Below are 18,039 nucleotides of genomic sequence, written 5' to 3' on the forward strand. Positions count from 1 at the left end.
CACGTAGACTGGATGACCGTGAGCACGGACAATCCCATCAGCAGCACGGACCAGCGCCAGGTGCGCCATGACAAGCGAGCCGAGATCCTGGACTCGGGCCGCCAGGCCTACCCGGTGGCGGTGGCGCGCACCCACTCGCTGCACCAGGTCCGCGTGGCCCATCCAGACCTGGAGCCCGGCACGGAGACCGGTGAGACCGTGGGGATCGCCGGCCGAGTGGTGTTCCTGCGGAACACCGGCAAGCTGTGCTTCGCCACGCTCCAGGAAGGGGGCGACGGCGGCGAGGGGGTCCGCCTGCAGGTGATGGTCTCCCTGGCGAACGTCGGGGAGGAGTCCCTCGCGGCGTGGAAGCGACTGGTGGACCTGGGCGACCACGTCGCCGTCACCGGTGAGGTCATCGCCTCGCGCCGCGGCGAGCTGTCCATCATGGCCGGCTCCTGGCAGATGGCGTCCAAGGCCCTGCGCCCCCTGCCGGTCCTGCACGCAGAGCTCAACGAGGAGACCCGCGTCCGCCAGCGCTACGCGGACCTGATCGTCCGTCCGGAGGCCCGGAAAATGGTGCACGACCGCGCCGCCATCATCCGGTCGATCCGGTCCACGCTCGAATCCCACGACTACGTGGAGGTCGAGACCCCGGTGCTGCAGCTGATCCACGGCGGCGCCCACGCGCGGCCGTTCGAGACCCACCTCAACGCCTTCGACCAGGACATGACCCTGCGCATCGCCACCGAGCTGTACCTCAAGCGCGCGGTGGTGGGCGGGATCGACCGGGTCTTCGAGATCGGCCGGGTCTTCCGCAACGAGGGCGTGGACTCCACGCACTCTCCCGAGTTCACCACGCTGGAGTCCTATGAGGCGTGGGCGGACATGTACGTCATGGCGGAACGGATGCAGGAGATGATCCTGAACGCCGCGGACGCCGTGGGTGCCGGCCGGCTGCTTCAGACCCCGCAGGGCACCATCAACCTGGACGGTGACTGGGCCTGGGTGGAGGTCTACCCGGGGTTGTCCGAGGCGGCGGGGCGGGAGATCACCCCGGAGACGACCGTCGAGGAGCTGCGGGCGGTGGCCGAGGAGCACCAGGTCGGCTTCGACCCGTTCTGGGACGCGGAGAAGCTGGTCATCGAGCTGTTCGGCGAGATCGTGGAGCCGACCCTGATCGACCCCACCTTCGTCTACAACTACCCGCCGGCCGCCCAGCCGCTGGCGCGGCCGCACCGCGATCAGCCCGGGGTGATCGAGGCCTGGGACCTGATCATCGGCGGCATGGAACGGGGGACCGCGTTCTCCGAGCTGATCGACCCGGTGATCCAGCGCGAGCGGCTCGTCGCGCAGTCCCAGGCCGCCGCCGCCGGGGACGACGAGGCCATGCAGCTGGACGACGACTTCCTGCGGGCCCTGGAGTACGGGGCCCCGCCGATGGGCGGCATCGGCCTGGGCATCGACCGGCTCGTCATGCTGTTCACGGGGGCGGGCATCCGGGAGACCATCCTGTTCCCGCTGCTCAAGCCCGAGGCCCCCGGGGGCGGACACTGATGGCCACCTTCTGGGATTACTTCTCGGTCCTGGCCCCCTCGGTGGGGCTCGCCCTGATCTTCTGGTTGGTCATGCGCTCCGTGTTCCGGGTGGACACCGGCGAGCGTGAGGCCAAGGCCGTCCTCGAGGAGCGTGAGGCCCGTGAATGGGCCAGCGAGCGGGCCAGCCGGCAGGCGGACCGGCAGGCGGACCGGCAGGCGCCGGGGGGCCGTGCGCAGGAGCCGCCCGCCGAGGGCGGGGAACGCCCCGCTGCCGGACAAGAATGATGAATGCTGCTCGATTATTCTCACATTGACTATCCTGTGAGTTTACCGAGAATAGCGCCCTAACGGCCTGGCCGAGTTGAACATTGGCAGTGCAGTGGTAATACTCGGATTCTGAACTTGTAGCTGCGGATCGGATTCCGTATTGCACGGTGGAGCACCGAGGTTCACTCCGTCAGGTGAAAGGTGCTCCCGGGTTGAGGAAAGACAACAACGAGGGGGAACCTTGGCACAGAAGGTGGAAGTGGTCTTGGTGGATGATCTGGACGGTAGCCCGGCCGATGAAACCGTTCAGTTCTCCTTGGACGGACGTCATTATGAAATCGATTTGTCCACGGAGCACTCCAAGGAGCTGCGGTCGACCCTGAAGACGTACATCCGCAAGGCCCGCGCGGTGGCTCCGCCGGCCCCCGCCAACGAGGCGGCGCGGATCCGTGAATGGGCGGCGGACAACGGCTATGAGGTGTCCCGCCGCGGGCGGCTGCACCGGGACGTGGTGGAGGCGTACCGCAACGCCAAGAAGTAGCCGGCCCGGCGGTCGGCCCAGAAGCACCCGGAACCTGACTCGGGCGGCTGTTCTCCCAGTGGCGAACAGCCGCCCGAAGTCGTCTGTCGGTGCGTAGCATCGACACCACAGTCAGCAAGGAGTGTGCCCAAATGTTTGAGAGATTCACGGACCGTGCCCGGCGGGTGGTGGTGCTCGCGCAGGAAGAAGCGCGCATGCTCAACCACAGCTACATCGGTACCGAGCACATCCTGCTCGGTCTGATCCACGAAGGCGAAGGAGTGGCCGCCAAGGCCCTCGAGTCGCTCAACATCTCCCTGGGCGCCGTGCGCGAACAGGTACAGGAGATCATCGGCCAGGGTCAACAGACCCCCTCCGGCCACATCCCCTTCACCCCGCGTGCCAAGAAGGTCCTGGAGCTCTCCCTGCGTGAGGCGCTGCAGCTCGGACACAACTACATCGGCACCGAGCACATCCTGCTCGGCCTCATCCGCGAGGGCGAGGGCGTCGCCGCCCAGGTCCTCGTGAAGCTGGGGGCCGACCTGAACCGCGTCCGGCAGACCGTCATCCAGCTGCTGTCCGGCTACCAGGGCGGGGCCGGGGGCAAGGAGACCGCCGGCGCAGGCGTCTCGGCCGGCGGCCAGTCCGAGGGGGCCCCCGCGGGGTCCGTGGTGCTGGACCAGTTCGGCCGCAACCTGACCGCTGCCGCCCGTGAGGGCAAGCTGGACCCGGTCATCGGCCGCGCCCAGGAGATGGAGCGGGTCATGCAGGTGCTGTCCCGCCGCACCAAGAACAACCCCGTGCTCATCGGTGAGCCCGGCGTCGGCAAGACGGCGGTGGTGGAGGGCCTGGCCCAGGCGATCGTCCGCAACGACGTCCCGGAGACCCTGATGGACAAGCAGCTGTACACGCTGGACCTCGGGTCCCTTGTGGCCGGCTCCCGCTACCGCGGTGACTTCGAGGAACGCCTGAAGAAGGTGCTCAAGGAGATCCGCACCCGCGGGGACATCATCCTGTTCATCGACGAGATCCACACGCTCGTGGGTGCCGGTGCGGCCGAGGGCGCCATCGACGCGGCCTCGATCCTGAAACCGATGCTGGCCCGTGGCGAGCTGCAGACCATCGGCGCCACGACGCTGGACGAGTACCGCAAGCACATCGAGAAGGACGCCGCCCTGGAGCGTCGGTTCCAGCCGATCCAGGTCAACGAGCCCTCGGTGGAGGAGACCACGGAGATCCTCCGTGGCCTGCGTGACCGCTACGAGGCCCATCACCGCGTCTCCATCACGGACGGCGCCCTGAAGGCCGCCTCCACCCTGGCCGACCGCTACGTCTCGGACCGGTTCCTGCCGGACAAGGCCATCGACCTGATCGATGAGGCCGGTGCCCGCCTGCGCATCAAGCGGATGACCACCCCGCCGGAGATCAAGGAGTTCGAGGCCCGCATCGCCGAGGTCCGCGCGGAGAAGGAGGCCGCCATCGACGGCCAGGACTTCGAGGGCGCGGCCAACCTGCGTGATCAGGAGCAGAAGCTCACGGACGAGCGCAACCAGAAGGAAGAGGAGTGGCGGACCTCCGTCACCGAGGGCATCGCCGAGGTGGATGACGACCTCATCGCCGAGGTGCTCTCCGCCTCCACCGGCATCCCCGTCTTCAAGCTCACCGAGGAGGAGACGGACCGCCTGCGCAACATGGAGGCCGAGCTCCACCACCGGGTCATCGGACAGAACGAGGCGATTTCCTCGCTGTCCCAGGCCATCCGCCGCACGCGGGCCGGGCTCAAGGACCCGAACCGGCCCTCCGGATCGTTCATCTTCGCCGGGCCCACGGGTGTCGGCAAGACCGAACTGGCGAAGGCGCTGGCCGAGTTCCTGTTCGGTGACGAGGAGGCCCTCATCACCCTGGACATGTCCGAGTTCCAGGAGAAGCACACGGTCTCCCGGCTCTTCGGTGCCCCTCCCGGTTATGTGGGCTACGAGGAGGGTGGCCAGCTGACGGAGAAGGTCCGCCGCCGCCCGTTCTCCGTGGTGCTGTTCGACGAGGTCGAGAAGGCCCACGCCGACCTGTTCAACTCGTTGCTGCAGATCCTGGAGGACGGCCGCCTGACCGACTCCCAGGGCCGCGTGGTCGACTTCAAGAACACCGTGATCATCATGACCACGAACCTCGGCACCAAGGACATCTCCAAGGGCGTCATGACGGGCTTCCAGTCCGCCGCGGACACCCAGACCGGGTACGACCGGATGAAGGGCAAGGTGCAGGAGGAACTGCGCCAGCACTTCCGCCCGGAGTTCCTGAACCGCGTGGATGACGTGATCGTCTTCCCCCAGCTGTCCAAGGGCGAGATCGTGCAGATCGTGGACCTGTTCGTGGCACGCCTGCAGAAGCGGCTGGACGACCAGGACCTCACGATCACGGTGTCCACCCCGGCCAAGGAGTTCCTGGCCGACCGGGGCTACGATCCCGCGATGGGTGCCCGTCCGCTGCGCCGTGCCATCCAGCACCTCGTGGAGGACCAGCTCTCGGAGCGGATCCTCTTCGGCGAGATCACGCCCGGTTCCGCCATCACCGTGGACCTGGAGGGCGAGGGCGAGACGGGGAAGCTCACGTTCAGCGTCGCCCACCAGCCGGCGGCCCTGGATCCTGCCCCGGAACACGGGGAGATCGAGGCCTCGGCCGCCGGTCAGTAGGGCCCGGCAGGCCCTCTGGGCCGAGGCCGTCAGGTGTTGATCAGCGGATTCCCAGCCTGGGGGGTTTGAACGTGAGCGTTCTTGCCCCCTAGGTTGGGGACTACCGCTCAATGGCGGAACGGAGGGGGACCGTCCAGGTCGCCCGCCGTGTTCCCGATCTAGGAGACGCTCATGTCCTTCGCAGACAACCTCGGAAACCTCGCCGACGAACATGGTGACAAGATCAACGAGGCCGTTGACGGCGCTCAGGAGCAGCACGGCGACAAGCTGGGCGAGCATGGAGACAAGGTCAACGGCGCGGTCGACGGCGCGCAGGAGAAGTTCCTGGGCGGCCAGGACGACGGTGAGCAGAACAACCAGCAGTGATTCCGCCCGGGCGTGAGCCCGGCCCCGGACAGGACGGCACCCACGTGCCGGGAGGACCCGCCCCCATCCCACGGGGCGGGTCCTCCGCCGTCCGGGACGGATGCCGGTGACACGGTTCTAGACTGATCCGATGGAATCCACCGAACTTCTCATCCGGCCGGCCCGGACCCACGACGTGCAGGCGATCCGTGCCCTCGTGGAGCCGCTCGCCCAGGACCGGGTGCTGCTGCAGAAGGAGGCCGTGGCGTACTACGAGGCGATCCAGGAGTTCGTGGTGGCCGAGGCCCCGGACGGCTCACTGGCCGGCTTCGGGGCGCTCCACGTGATCTGGGAGGACATCGCCGAGGTCCGCACCCTGGCCACGGCCCGGGCCTGGCGGGGCCACGGGGTGGGCCACCTGATCCTGGACCGGCTGATCGAGCGGGCGCGGGCCGTCGGGGTCTGCCGCGTGTTCTGCCTGACCTTCGAGGTCGAGTTCTTCACCCGGCACGGCTTCACCGTCATGGCGGACCAGACCGCCGTCGACCCGGAGGTCTACTCGGAGCTGCTGCGCTCACAGGACGAGGGCGTGGCGGAGTTCCTCGACCTCGCCCGGGTCAAGCCGAACACGCTCGGCAACACCCGGATGATCATGCAGCTGGAGGACTGAACGTCTGCTCCCAGGGGGGTGCCGCGGCGGCCCGGAAAGTGATTGACTGACGGTGATGCGCCGGCGTCAGCCGTCCGCACACCGAAGCGAGGAGGATCATATGGGTACCGGAGACCGCTTTGAGAACAAGGCCGAAGAGGTCAAGGGCCAGGCCAAGCAGGGCCTGGGCGAGGCCACGGACAACGACCGCCTCAAGAACGAGGGCCGCGCCGACGAGGCGAAGGCCGGCCTGAAGCAGAAGGCCGAGGACGTCAAGGACGCGGCCAAGGACCTCTTCGGCGGAGACAAGAAGTAGAGCAGTAGAGGACTGCTCCACCGAGGCCCGGGGCCCCGGGCTCAGCCAGGCAGGCTGAGCAGGGGTTCCGGGCCTTCGTCGTCCCGGGACGCGAGCCCGTCCGCGACCAGCCCGGCGGCGCACCGCTCGAACTGGGCGGCCTCCGGGGTGTGTGCTCCCAGGGTCCCCGCCGCCGCCGTGCGCTCGGGGATCTGACGCACGGCGACCCGGCCGGACTCCCGCAGCAGGGCCATGATGGCGCCGCGGACCTGACGGTCGGTGCCCGCCCAGGCCTGACCGGTGGGCGTGTAGTGCGGCGCGGGCATGCCGGCCTCGCGCCACGCACACAGCTCGGCCACGGGACACTGTCCGCACTGCGGGGACCGCGCGGTGCACACGAGGGCGCCCAGCTCCATCACGGAGGCGTTCCAGCGGCACGCCTGCTCCGTGTCCTCGGGCATGAGGTCCCGGGCCAGGGCCATCTCGGCCGCGGTGAGGGACTTCTCCGGCAGGGCGCGGCCCGAGACCAGTCGGGCGTGCACCCGGCGGATGTTCGTGTCCACCACCACCTCGGGGTGGCCGAAGGCGAAACAGGCGACGGCGGCGGCCGTGTAGGTGCCGACGCCCGGCAGGGCCAGCAGCTCGGCGGCGGTGGCCGGGACCTCGTTCCCGTGTGCCTCGGCGATCTGAGCGGCGGCGGCCTGCAGCCTCAGGGCCCGGCGTGGGTACCCCAGGCGGCCCCAGGCGCGGATGGCCTCGGCCGGGGACTCCAGGGCCAGGTCCCGCGGGGTGGGCCAGCGTTCCATCCAGGCGGTCCAGACGGGAAGCACCCGGACCACGGGGGTCTGCTGCAGCATGATCTCGCTGACCAGGATCCCCCAGGCACCGCATCCAGGGTGGCGCCAGGGCAGGTCCCGGCCGTGGGCGTCGAACCAGCCGTTGATGCGCCGGTGCAGCGTGGAGGTCGGGGCCGGCGCAGACATGCCGTCCACTGTAGTGCGCCGACCCCGCCGTCTCACGTCACCGTCTCACGGTGCGGTCCCGGCGTGGCCGGTCCGGGGAAGGCCAGGCGGGTCCATAAGCTGGAGGCATGCCCGGTGAGCCTCGAACCAACGACCTGCTGCGTCCCCAATCCCCTGCGGTGTACCGCCGCCGTCGGCTGGTGGCGGTGGTGTTGCTCGTGGTGGTGCTGGCCCTGCTCGTGACCCTGGTCTGGTGGTTGGTCTCCCTGTTCCGCCCGGCCCCGGACGAGACCGGCTCCTCGCCGTCGTCGAGTACGGGCCAGTCGGCCTCCCCGGCGGCCACGGACTCCGGCACGCCATCGGGGACCCCGCCCCCGTCCGCCTCCGGATCGCCCGCCGCCTCGGCCGATGCCGCGGCGGCGGGGGACTGCCCGCCCGGGGACATCGTGATCTCGGCGGCCACCGACCAGCCGACCTATACCGATGGCGAGGAGCCCGTCCTCGAGCTGCGGGTGGACAACACGGGGCAGGAGCCGTGCGAGGCCAACCTCGGCACCTCCCAACAGGTGTTCACCGTCTACTCGGGCTCCGACCGGATCTTCTCCACCGAGGACTGCCAGGTGGACGGGGAGGACGCGATGGTGGAGATCTCCCCGGACGAGCAGGAGCGTGCCCGGCTCACCTGGCCGCGGGTCCGCACCGGTCCGGACTGCGCGGAGATCGACTCGGACCCGCGCAGCGGCACCTACCGGCTCGAGGTCTCCCTCGGGGAGCTGCAGGCCCAGCCGGTGTCCTTCAACCTGCAGTGAGGACCCTAGGCGACCCAGGCCTTCATGGTCTCCAGCGCCTCGGTCAGCGTGCGGACCTCCGCGACCCGCACCCCCTCGGGTAGCTCGCCCAGCGGTTCGGGGGACTTCGGCACCACGGCCCGGCGGAACCCCAGCCGGGCCGCCTCGCGGATCCGGCGGCCGATGCCGGGCACGGGGCGGACCTCCCCCGCCAGCCCCAGCTCCCCGAACGCGATCAGGCCCTTGGGCACCACCGCATTGAGCTTGGCGCTGGCGATGGCCAGTGCCGCGGCGAGGTCGGAGGCCGGCTCGGTCAGCCGTACCCCGCCCACCGTGGCCACATAGCAGTCGTCCTGGTTCAGGGGGAACCCGGCGCGGCGCTGCAGCACGGCCAGGATCATGTTGATGCGGGCGGTGTCCAGGCCGCTGACCGTCCGGCGCGGGCTGCCCTGTCCGGAGGGCGTGAGCAGGGACTGGACCTCGGCCACCAGGGGCCGGCGTCCCTCCAGGGTGACCGTGACGCAGGTGCCCTCCACGGGGTTCAGGGTCCCGGACAGGAACAGCCCGGAGGGGTCCTCCAGGGAGATGATGCCGGCGTCCCCGAGGTCGAAGCAGCCGACCTCGTCGGTGGGCCCGTAGCGGTTCTTCACGGCCCGCACCAGGCGCAGCCGGGAGTGCCGCTCGCCCTCGAACTGGCAGACCACGTCCACCAGGTGTTCCAGCAGCCGGGGCCCGGCGATCGAACCGTCCTTGGTCACGTGGCCCACCAGGACGGTGGTCATGTTGCGGGCCTTGGCCTCGTTGATCAGGCTCGCCGCCACCTCGCGCACCTGGGTCACACCGCCTGCGGTGCCGTCCACGGACTGGGACTGCAGGGTCTGGACGGAGTCCACCACCAGCAGGTCCGGGTCCGCCTTCTCGATCTGGCCCAGGGCCCGGCCCAGGTCCGTCTCCGCGGCCAGGAACAGGGTGTCCGCCACGGCCCCGATCCGGTCGGCGCGCAGCCGCACCTGGGCCGCGGACTCCTCCCCGGTCACATACAGCACGGACCGCGTGGAGCCCTCCGGGCGGCGGTGCCGGGCGACCTTCGCGGCCACGTCCAGCAGCAGCGTGGACTTGCCGATGCCCGGCTCGCCCGCCATAAGCACGACGGCGCCGGGGACCAGGCCGCCGCCCAGGACCCGGTCCAGCTCGGACACCCCGGTGGTGCGGAAGCGGGCCTGGGAGGCGTCGACCTCACCGATCGGCACGGCCGGGGTGGCCACGGTGGCGGCCGGGGTCCGGCCGGAGGAGGCATCAGCCCCGGCCTCGGAGACGGTGCCCCAGGCCTGGCATTCGCCGCACCGGCCCACCCACTTGGCGGTGGTCCAGCCGCATTCGCTGCACCGGTAGCCGGGATTCGTTCGCTTGGTGGTCTTGGACGCCATGGACCAAGGGTAGTCGGGGAGCCGGACGCGGTAGGTGCCGGCCGCCGTCGTCTGTGGTTGCCCGGTGGACGTCCGGCTCAGAGCCGGGGCAGGTAGCCCACCGCCTCGTCATGGGAGGCGCCGGTGGCCTCGATCAGGTCCACCATCATGGGGCGCAACAGCATCACCAGGGCCTCGGAATGCAGGGTGCCCGCGCCCAGCTCGGCGGGATCGAGCCGGGCGGCGGCCCCGCCCAGGGCGCCCCGGGCCACGGACAGGGACTTGTGGCGGCCGCCCGCCGAGGGCTCGCCCAGGGACCGGCCGAGGATCCCGACGGCGTCAGCGGCCTCGTCGAACCAGTCGGCCAGCAGGGTGGTCCCCTCCTCATCCAGCGCGCCGTTGTCGATGACGCTGATGACCCGCCGGGCGACGACCCTCAGGCTGCGGACCGCGAGGTCCGACTTCTCCACGGTGTGTGCCATCTCCTCCAGGTCCGACCTGGACCGGCGCTGGATCGGCGAGAAGGTCGCCACCTCCTGGGCGTTGTGCACGTCCTTGCGCAGGTTGTCCACGGCGGTCTGGGTGCTGCGGCAGGCCACGAGTCCCATCCAGGCGGTCCGAGACTCGTGGGATCGCAAGGCCTCCGAGCAGTCGCGCAGGGACCTCGTCAGGGTGGTGTAGAGGTCTCGCAGCCCGGAGGCGGCGTCCTTCTGCAGGCTGCGGGGTGACAGGAGGGTCACCAGCAGGGCGATCAGACCCCCGACGACGGCGTCCTGGCTGCGGGTGAACGGCCCGCCCTCGGCGGCGGGCAGCAGGACCACCAGGATGGACTGCAGGCTCATTTGCAGGGTGAAGGTGGCGCTGGGGTCGATGAAGCGGGCCACCAGGATCGAGGTGAAGACCACGAGCACCGCCTGCCAGTACCCCTGGCCCAGCCCCGCCTGCATGAGATCGCCGATGAGGATGCCCAGCGTGCACCCCACGGCCACCTCGATGACCTTGCGGACCTTCGGATCCCGGTTGAAGCCCAGGGCGATGAGTGCGGCGGTGGCCGCGAACAGGGGGTCCTCGTGGCCCAGGACCAGCTCGGCGAAGACGTACGCCAGGACCGCGCACAGGGAGCTCAGCGCCGCGGGGATCAGGGCGGAGCGGACCCGGGAGGCGCCGGAGCGGGCCCGGCGCGAGCCGAAGGAGCGCGCCCGGGCCCACCCCTGCCGGGTTCTGGCCTTGGTTCTCGTCCAGGAGGAGCCGGACGCGGGCTTCTGCTCCATGATCCCTAGCTTAGGCCGGAGCCGGCCTGCACCCCGAGCATGCCCCGGGGCCGCCGGATCGGGGTGAGATTGCTCACCCCGGCGCCTCCGCCCGGAACCGCCTCGGGAATCATTAGATCCGCGCCGTTGCAGGGCTGTGGGGCCACCACGGGGCCGGCGGGGGCGGGTGGGGTGGCGGGCCGTTAAGGTCGCGTTAATCTTCAACGGCCCCGCCCGTCACCTTGCCCCCATAGCTTTCTCGAGGAACGAGGTCAGCAGGATCCCTGCCTGCTGCACGCGTCACCACCAGTACGGTGGGGTGGCGACCTCGACTGCACTGTCATCAAACTCGAAAGAGGCAAATCTGTGAAGGCTCTCCGCATCGGCCGTTCCGCCGCCGTCCTGTCCGTCGCCGCACTCGCCCTGACCGCCTGCGGCGGCAACGGCTCCACCGACGAGACCGCCCCGGCCGGCAACGGCTCCGAGGGCGCCTCGGCCGAGGTCTCGGGCACCCTGATCGGCGGTGGCGCCTCCTCGCAGGAGTCCGCCATGACCGCCTGGACCAACGGTGTCACCGAGGTCCACCCGGACCTGACCGTCCAGTACGACCCGGTGGGCTCCGGCTCCGGCCGTGAGGGCTTCCTGGCCGGCCAGTACTCCTTCGCCGGCTCCGACGCCGCCATGGACGAGGAGGAGATGACCGAGGCCGAGGGCGTCTGCGGCCCCGAGGGCGTCTTCCACGTCCCGTCGTACATCTCCCCGGTCGCCGTCGCCTTCAACCTCGAGGGCGTCGACGAGGTCAACATGGACGCGGAGACCATCGCCCAGGTGTTCACCGGCGAGATCACCACCTGGAACGATCCGGCCATCGCGGACCAGAACCCGGACGTCGAGCTGCCGGACACCCCGATCACCGTGGTGCACCGCGCTGACGACTCCGGCACCACCGAGAACTTCACCGACTACCTGACGGCCGCCGCTCCGGAGTCCTGGACCTATGACGTCGTCGAGGCCTGGCCCTCCGAGATCACCGCCGAGTCCGCGCAGCAGACCTCCGGCGTGGTCTCCCTCACCCAGTCCACCGACGGCGCCATCACCTACGCCGACGCCTCCCAGATCGGCGAACTCGGCACCGTGTCCGTGCAGGTCGGCGAGGAGTACGTGCCGTACTCCGCCGAGGCCGCCGCCGCCGCCGTCGAGAAGGCCGAGGCGGGCGAGGCCGGTGCCGTGGTGCTGGACCGCACCACCACCGAGGAGGGCGTCTACCCGATCGTCCTGGTCTCCTACCACATCTTCTGCAACCAGTACCAGGACCAGGAGACCGCCGACGCGGCCAAGGCCTTCGGCGAGTACGTGGTGTCCGAGGACGGCCAGTCTGCCGCCGAGGCCTCCGCCGGCAACGCCCCGATCTCCGAGACCACGCGCGAGACCGCACTGGAGTCCATCCAGGCCATCTCCGTCCAGGGCTGATCACCGTCCGGTTCCAGCCGGTGGTGACCACCTGTTGACCCAGCCGCCGACCCTCTGAACCAGGGTCGGCGGCTGTGTCATGCTGTACACGCCATCCATTCCCGGGATGCGGGGTCCGAGCCCGCACCACGAACTCCGAGGGGAGTCTCCGTGCCTGAAACTGCCACTGAGCCGGCGAGGGAGTCGTCGCTGACGGCACCGCGTGGCGGTGCCGCGGGGGACAAGGTCTTCTCCGGCCTGGCCCTCGCCGCCGGCGTCATCATCCTGATGGTCCTGGCCTTCGTGGCGATCTTCCTCCTGGTCGAGTCGCTGCCGGCCCTGTGGCCGAAGGTCTTCTCCGACGAGGAGTCCATCGAGAGCGCGGACACGTTCTGGCAGTACGTCTGGCCGCTCATGGCCGGTACCCTCATCGCCTCGTTCATCGCCATCCTGATCGCCACCCCGGTGGCCGTGGGCATCGCCCTCTACATCTCCCACTACGCACCCACCTCGATCTCGACCCCGGTGGGCTACGTGATCGACCTGCTGGCCGCCATCCCCTCCGTCGTCTTCGGCGCCTGGGGCATGACCACGCTGGCCGGGGGCATGGTGCCCATCTACCAGTGGCTCGGCGAGTACCTGGGCTGGATCCCGTTCTTCGGCGGGGGCGCCTCCACCACCGGCCGCACCCTGCTCACCGCGGCCGTGGTGCTGGCCGTGATGATCCTGCCGATCATCACCTCCCTGTGCCGTGAGATCTTCATCCAGACGCCCAAGCTGCACGAGGAGGCGGCCCTGGCCCTCGGGGCCACCCGGTGGGAGATGATCAAGATGACCGTCTTCCCGTTCGCCCGGGCCGGCATCGTCTCCTCCGTCATGCTGGGCCTCGGCCGCGCCCTCGGCGAGACCATGGCCGTCACCCTGGTGCTCTCCGGCGGCGCCTTCTCGTGGAGCCTGATCTCCTCCGGCGCCAACCAGACCATCCCGTCCGAGATCGCGCTGAACTTCCCCGAGGCCTTCGGCATGCGCCAGTCCGAGCTGATCGCGGCCGGCCTCATGCTGTTCATCATCACCCTCGTGGTCAACATGATCGCGCGCTGGATCGTCAACCGGCACAAGGAATTCTCGGGAGCGAACTGATGACTACCCCCACTGCAACCACCCCGAGGGGCACGGCGCCCCGGCCGGGCGGATCGAAGAAGAACTCCCTGACCGCCGGCCAGATGCCGCGCTGGACCTGGATCGCGGTCCTGGCCGGCGCCCTGGTCCTCGCGGCGGGCCTCACCGCCCTGCTCGGCGGGGGGACGTTCAGCTGGACCGGCTGGCTGATCTTCGCCGCCGTGCTCTACGTGGTGGGCATGTACGTCACCACCTTCGTCCTGGAAACCCGGCGCCGCGCCACGGACGGCATCTGGCGCAACCTCGTGTGGGCCGCCTTCATCCTGGCCCTCATCCCACTGGTCTCGGTGATCTGGACCGTGGTCGCCAACGGCCTGCCCACCCTGGTGGCCCAGCCGCAGCTGCTGTGGTCGGACATGAGCGGCGTCACGGGCGCCGATGACATCGCCACCCAGGGCGAGGGAGCGCCCCTGCAGGGCGGCTTCCTGCACGGGCTGGCCGGCACCCTGATGATCACGCTGCTGGCCACGCTGATCTCCGTGCCGATCGGGTTGCTGACCTCCATCTACCTCGTGGAGTACGGCCGGGACAACTGGTTCTCCCGGGCCATCGTGTTCTTCGTGGACGTGATGACCGGCATCCCCTCCATCGTGGCCGGCCTGTTCGCCTTCGCGCTGATGGAGCTGATCATCACCACGTTCATCGGGGAGACGCCACGTCACCTCCAGATGATCAAGATGGGCCTGACGGCGGCCGTCGCGTTGTCCGTGCTGATGATCCCCGTGGTGGTCCGGTCCACGGAGGAGATGCTCCGCGTGGTCCCGAACGAGCTGCGGGAGGCGTCCTTCGCCCTGGGCGTGCGCAAGTGGCGGACCATCTTCAAGGTGGTGTTGCCCACGGCCATGTCCGGCATCGCCTCCGGCATCACGCTGGCCATCGCCCGCGTGACCGGCGAGACCGCCCCCATCCTGGTGACCGCCGGCTATGCGGCGGCCACCAACTGGAACCCCTTCGGCGAGTGGATGACCGCGCTGCCGGTCTTCATCTACCGCCAGCTGATGAACCCCACCGCCCCGGCCGCGGGCATGCCGTCGGCGGACCGCGCCTGGGCCGCCGCCCTCGTCCTGATCGTCATCGTGATGTTGCTCAACCTGGCAGCCCGCATCATCGCCAAGGCGTTCGCGCCGAAGAAGACCGGCCGCTAAGCCGAGCAGACCGAAAGTCAGAGGAACCCACATGTCAAAGAGCATCGAGGCCATCGACCTCAACGTCTACTACGGCAGCTTCCGGGCCGTGGAGGGCGTCAACATCAAGATCGAGCCGCGGTCCGTCACCGCGTTCATCGGTCCCTCGGGCTGCGGCAAGACCACGTTCCTGCGGACCATCAACCGCATGCACGAGGTCCTGCCCGGTGCGCGTGCCGAGGGTCGGCTGCTGATGGACGGCGAGGACATCTACGCCCCGGGCGTGGACCCGGTCACCGTCCGCACCCAGGTCGGCATGGTCTTCCAGCGTCCGAACCCCTTCCCCACCATGTCCATCCGGGACAACGTCCTGGCCGGGCACAAGCTCAACGGCCGGCGGATGTCCAAGTCCGAGGCGGACGGCATCGTGGAGAAGTCCCTGCGGGGCTCCAACCTCTGGAACGAGGTCAAGGACCGTCTGGACAAGCCCGGCTCGGGCCTGTCGGGCGGCCAGCAGCAGCGCCTGTGCATCGCCCGCTCCATCGCCGTGGAGCCGGCCGTGATCCTGATGGACGAGCCCTGCTCCGCCCTGGACCCGATCTCCACCCTGGCGATCGAGGACCTGATCAACGACCTGAAGAACGAGTACACCGTCATCATCGTCACGCACAACATGCAACAGGCCGCCCGGGTGGCGGACCGCACGGCGTTCTTCAACATCGCCGGCACCGGCAAGCCCGGCAAGCTCATCGAGTACGACGAGACCTCGGTGATCTTCAACAACCCCGGCAACAAGCAGACCGAGGACTACGTCTCCGGCCGTTTCGGCTGACCCGCCCCTCTCCTCGCTTTGAGGGCAATCCACACCAGTGTGGATTGCCCTCAAAGCGGTTAAGGGCGGGGCACGACGCGCGGGCCGTCACCTCGGCCCCGGACGGGCCGCGGCCCGCCCCTCACCTCAGAACAACGGGCTGGCCGCCGCGGCCAGGATGAGCGCCGCGAGGGCTGGGGCCACGAGCGTGGCCAGCCAGTACCCGACCACCTTCTGGAACTGCGGCCACCGGACCGCCGTATAGCGCTGGTTCACCCCGGCCCCGATGATGGAGGCCGTGGCCGAATGGGTGGAGGACAGGGGAAGGTGCAGGGCGAAGGAGCCCACGAAGAGCAGTCCCGCGCTGACGATCGAGGCGACACCGGCGCGCAGGGGGTCGAGACGGACGAGGGTGTCCGTCAGGGTGTGCGCGATGCGCCACCCCCCGAACAGGGTGCCCAGGGCCACGGACAGCCCGGCGGCGACCGGGACCCACCAGCCCAGGGCCTCGGGCCGGCCGATGGCGGCGAAGGCCAGGGCGACCATGAAGGTGAGGCGCTGCCCGGACTGGACGCCGTGCCCGAGGGCGTTGGCGGCCCCGGAGATGGCCAGGGACATGCGGGCGGCGTGGTTGACCCCGCCGGGCGCCGCGTCACGCGCCGCCCAGGTGGCCGGGGTGACGAGGACCCAGGACAGGAGCCAGGCCAACACGGGGGAGAGGACCAGGCCGAGCAGCATGGCGGTGACCAGGGTGGGGGTCCAGAGGCCCTCGAAGGAGGCGTGCCCGGTGATGGACAGGGCGAGGCCGGCGCCGACCAGACCGACGATCAGCGCGTGGGTCATGGAGATGGGCATGCCGCGCCGCCACGCGAAGTACCCCCAGGCGATCGCCACCGCCTGGGCGACGAGGGCCATCACCAGCCCGGGGGCCCCCTCGGGGACGACCGGGGGCAGCTCGCGCCACACCGCGGTCAGCAGGCCGCCGGACAGGATGCCACCGATCAGGTTCATGGCGGCGGCGAGCAGGAGGGCTGCCCGCGGGGTGAGGGCGCGGGTGCGCACGGGCAGCGCGATGGCGTTGGGGGCGTCCCGCATGCCGTTGAGCAGGCCGTAACCCGCCGCGAAGAGGAACACCAGACCCAGCAGGACGAGGTCGACAGGGGCCACGCCGGTCAGGACTCCTGCACGAGGATGCTGCCGACATGCACCGTGATCTGCCGGACGGCGACGATGGCCGCGTCCACGGCGTGCGCGGCCTCCCGCTGGCGGTTATAGCTGCGCTGGAGCAGATCACCGGTCATGCCGGAGATCCACTCGATCATGACCCGCTCGGCGCGCTTAGAATTGCGCTGGAGCTGGATCCAGGTCTCCTCGAGGGCGTCGAGGTCCCGGAACTGGGTCACGGACTCCTCGAGCAGCTCGGCCTGGCGGCCGAGGTTCTCGAGCACGTCCATGGCCTCGCCCGGCAGGCGGAACTGTTCCGTGGCCATGATCAGCAACCCGGCGTTGCAGACCTTCTCCACCGCGTTGTTCAGGCCGTCCGCCATCAGGTAGAGGTCCTGGCGCGGCAACGGGGTGATGTAGGAGCTGCGCAGGCTCGTGAGCAGGGCCATGTGACGGGCGCTGGCCGCACTGTCGATGCCCTTGAGCTCGGCATCGATCTCGGCGGCGGTGGCCCGGGAGGCACCCATCAGCTGGGCCACCTGGTTCACCGCGGCTCCCAGGCCTTCCGCCAGGGCGGCCAGGTGCTCAATGCTTGCGGTGTCCGGGGCGAGCAGGGAGGACAGTGAGAAGTTCATCAATGCACAGGGTATCCCGCCCTGCTCCGAAGGGGGAGGACGTCGGGCGGTGCCGGACCGGGAACGCCTCTCGGCGAGTGGCCGCTCGTGGCGGCAGAATATTGGAGCCCGGGGTTACCGCGGCCCGGCACCGGTATCCAGTGTGCGCGGTCCCGGCGACCGATGTCCACTCCCGGAACCGGTGTCAGCCATCAGCACAAGAGGGCCGAAGACGGGAATATCCGTGCCGTCCGGTCCTCAGTCGAGCGTGTCCTGCCGCCAGGCGGCGGCGGCCTCCTCCAGTTCCTCGGCGGTTCCGAGCAGCCTCTTGGCCTGGCGGAGCATGGCGGCGGCCTGGGCCGGGTTGCCGGCTTCGAGGGCCTCGGAGTGGTGCGCCTGCCCCAGGCAGACCACCCGGCAGTAGGCTGCGGCCCGTTCCAGGGCGACGCCGAAGTCGCCCGTGAAGGCGCCCGTCAGGATGTGGTCCGTCAACTCCCTCAGCTCACGGGCCCCCGGCGGCTCTGCGGCGCCCGCCACGGCCCGGGCGACGTGGGCCTCGTGGCCGGCCCGGTACCAGGACGCCCATTGCCGGCCGTTGCGGGCGGTGGCCGTGCTCAGGGCGTACAGGCGCCAGAGGGCACCGCTCAGGGACACCGCGGGGGCATCGGCCCAGAGGCCGGCCACCGTGTCGATCCCGGCGTCGTCGACCAGGCCGACCAGCCGGCGGACCGCCGTGTCGTCGGCGCCGGCGTGGCCGCCGTCGATCAGGGCGCGGGCCAACAGGGCGGCCCCCTCGGCCGTCGCGGCTGGGTCCGAGCCGCCCTCGAAGGCGGCGAATTGCTCCGGGGCGAAGGGCCGGGGCCGGTGGTGGCGGACGGTTCCGGCCGCCGTCGAGCTCGGGGACCGGCCGGCACTGTTCCGGGAGGAGGGCACGGGGTGGATCACCTTTCCTGGGAGATCGGGAACGGGGCGCGCGCCGCCTCGGGACCACGCGGCGCGTACTCCACGG

At 70.1% G+C, this 18,039-nt stretch carries 18 protein-coding genes; 12 read left to right on the top strand and 6 right to left on the bottom strand.

The window, feature by feature from the left end; translation table 11 throughout:
* Window positions 1-18: 18 nt before the first annotated feature.
* The 7 genes from lysS (at window position 19) to AB0K08_RS11855 (ending at window position 6,304) form a co-directional block, all read left to right on the top strand.
* Window positions 19-1,536 (top strand): lysine--tRNA ligase, encoded by a 1,518-nt coding sequence (lysS, locus tag AB0K08_RS11825; protein WP_363354667.1) that lies wholly within the window; start codon window positions 19-21, stop codon window positions 1,534-1,536.
* A complete protein-coding gene (locus AB0K08_RS11830; RefSeq protein WP_363354669.1) occupies window positions 1,536-1,802 on the top strand; it encodes a hypothetical protein in 267 nt (88 codons plus the stop codon). The genes lysS and AB0K08_RS11830 overlap by 1 nt, the downstream gene beginning before the upstream one ends.
* 223 nt (window positions 1,803-2,025) lie before the next feature.
* Entirely contained in the window at window positions 2,026-2,325 is a 300-nt protein-coding gene (locus tag AB0K08_RS11835; RefSeq protein WP_363354671.1) for an Lsr2 family protein, read from the top strand.
* A gap of 131 nt (window positions 2,326-2,456) precedes the next feature.
* Window positions 2,457-4,994: an ATP-dependent Clp protease ATP-binding subunit gene (locus tag AB0K08_RS11840; RefSeq protein ID WP_363354673.1), complete on the top strand. Its 2,538-nt coding sequence runs from the start codon at window positions 2,457-2,459 to the stop codon at window positions 4,992-4,994.
* 171 nt (window positions 4,995-5,165) lie between these two features.
* Window positions 5,166-5,360 carry a hypothetical protein gene (locus AB0K08_RS11845; RefSeq protein ID WP_363354675.1) on the top strand — a complete coding sequence of 65 codons (195 nt, stop codon included), beginning with the start codon at window positions 5,166-5,168 and terminating at the stop codon, window positions 5,358-5,360.
* A gap of 130 nt (window positions 5,361-5,490) precedes the next feature.
* Window positions 5,491-6,009: an amino-acid N-acetyltransferase gene (locus AB0K08_RS11850; RefSeq protein ID WP_363354677.1), complete on the top strand. Its 519-nt coding sequence runs from the start codon at window positions 5,491-5,493 to the stop codon at window positions 6,007-6,009.
* Between the two features lie 100 nt (window positions 6,010-6,109).
* A complete protein-coding gene (locus tag AB0K08_RS11855; RefSeq protein WP_363354679.1) occupies window positions 6,110-6,304 on the top strand; it encodes a CsbD family protein in 195 nt (64 codons plus the stop codon).
* A gap of 41 nt (window positions 6,305-6,345) precedes the next feature.
* Here the strand turns inward: AB0K08_RS11855 and AB0K08_RS11860 are convergent, their stop codons facing one another.
* Window positions 6,346-7,266, bottom strand: a complete 921-nt coding sequence (locus AB0K08_RS11860; RefSeq protein ID WP_363354681.1) for an A/G-specific adenine glycosylase — start codon at window positions 7,264-7,266, stop codon at window positions 6,346-6,348.
* A 107-nt stretch (window positions 7,267-7,373) separates the two neighbouring features.
* Between AB0K08_RS11860 and AB0K08_RS11865 the strand changes: the two genes are divergently transcribed.
* The gene (locus AB0K08_RS11865) at window positions 7,374-8,054 is read left to right on the top strand and encodes a hypothetical protein (protein WP_363354683.1); all 681 of its coding nucleotides are present in this window, start codon (window positions 7,374-7,376) and stop codon (window positions 8,052-8,054) included.
* Between the two features lie 5 nt (window positions 8,055-8,059).
* Here AB0K08_RS11865 and radA read toward each other — a convergent pair whose 3' ends face one another.
* Together radA and AB0K08_RS11875 are read right to left on the bottom strand one after the other, a co-directional pair.
* On the bottom strand, window positions 8,060-9,460 hold the full coding sequence (gene radA / locus AB0K08_RS11870) for a DNA repair protein RadA (protein WP_363354685.1): 1,401 nt from the start codon (window positions 9,458-9,460) through the stop codon (window positions 8,060-8,062).
* Between the two features lie 77 nt (window positions 9,461-9,537).
* The gene (locus AB0K08_RS11875; RefSeq protein ID WP_363354687.1) at window positions 9,538-10,710 is read right to left on the bottom strand and encodes an FUSC family protein; all 1,173 of its coding nucleotides are present in this window, start codon (window positions 10,708-10,710) and stop codon (window positions 9,538-9,540) included.
* Between the two features lie 345 nt (window positions 10,711-11,055).
* On the opposite strand from AB0K08_RS11875, the gene pstS reads away from it, so the two are divergent.
* The 4 genes from pstS (at window position 11,056) to pstB (ending at window position 15,273) form a co-directional block, all read left to right on the top strand.
* Window positions 11,056-12,159 (top strand): phosphate ABC transporter substrate-binding protein PstS, encoded by a 1,104-nt coding sequence (pstS, locus tag AB0K08_RS11880; protein ID WP_363354689.1) that lies wholly within the window; start codon window positions 11,056-11,058, stop codon window positions 12,157-12,159.
* 150 nt (window positions 12,160-12,309) lie between these two features.
* The gene (gene pstC, locus AB0K08_RS11885; RefSeq protein WP_363354691.1) at window positions 12,310-13,278 is read left to right on the top strand and encodes a phosphate ABC transporter permease subunit PstC; all 969 of its coding nucleotides are present in this window, start codon (window positions 12,310-12,312) and stop codon (window positions 13,276-13,278) included.
* Window positions 13,278-14,462 (top strand): phosphate ABC transporter permease PstA, encoded by a 1,185-nt coding sequence (gene pstA, locus AB0K08_RS11890; protein ID WP_363354693.1) that lies wholly within the window; start codon window positions 13,278-13,280, stop codon window positions 14,460-14,462. The genes pstC and pstA overlap by 1 nt, the downstream gene beginning before the upstream one ends.
* Before the next feature lie 31 nt (window positions 14,463-14,493).
* A complete protein-coding gene (pstB, locus tag AB0K08_RS11895) occupies window positions 14,494-15,273 on the top strand; it encodes a phosphate ABC transporter ATP-binding protein PstB (RefSeq protein ID WP_363354695.1) in 780 nt (259 codons plus the stop codon).
* Between the two features lie 126 nt (window positions 15,274-15,399).
* Here pstB and AB0K08_RS11900 read toward each other — a convergent pair whose 3' ends face one another.
* The 3 genes from AB0K08_RS11900 to AB0K08_RS11910 form a co-directional block, all read right to left on the bottom strand.
* A complete protein-coding gene (locus AB0K08_RS11900; RefSeq protein WP_363354697.1) occupies window positions 15,400-16,419 on the bottom strand; it encodes an inorganic phosphate transporter in 1,020 nt (339 codons plus the stop codon).
* Between the two features lie 5 nt (window positions 16,420-16,424).
* The gene (locus AB0K08_RS11905; RefSeq protein ID WP_363354699.1) at window positions 16,425-17,051 is read right to left on the bottom strand and encodes a hypothetical protein; all 627 of its coding nucleotides are present in this window, start codon (window positions 17,049-17,051) and stop codon (window positions 16,425-16,427) included.
* A gap of 237 nt (window positions 17,052-17,288) precedes the next feature.
* The gene (locus AB0K08_RS11910; protein ID WP_363354701.1) at window positions 17,289-17,963 is read right to left on the bottom strand and encodes a hypothetical protein; all 675 of its coding nucleotides are present in this window, start codon (window positions 17,961-17,963) and stop codon (window positions 17,289-17,291) included.
* Window positions 17,964-18,039 lie beyond the last annotated feature (76 nt).

This window comes from Citricoccus sp. NPDC055426, assembly GCF_040677445.1.
GTDB lineage: Bacteria > Actinomycetota > Actinomycetes > Actinomycetales > Micrococcaceae > Citricoccus.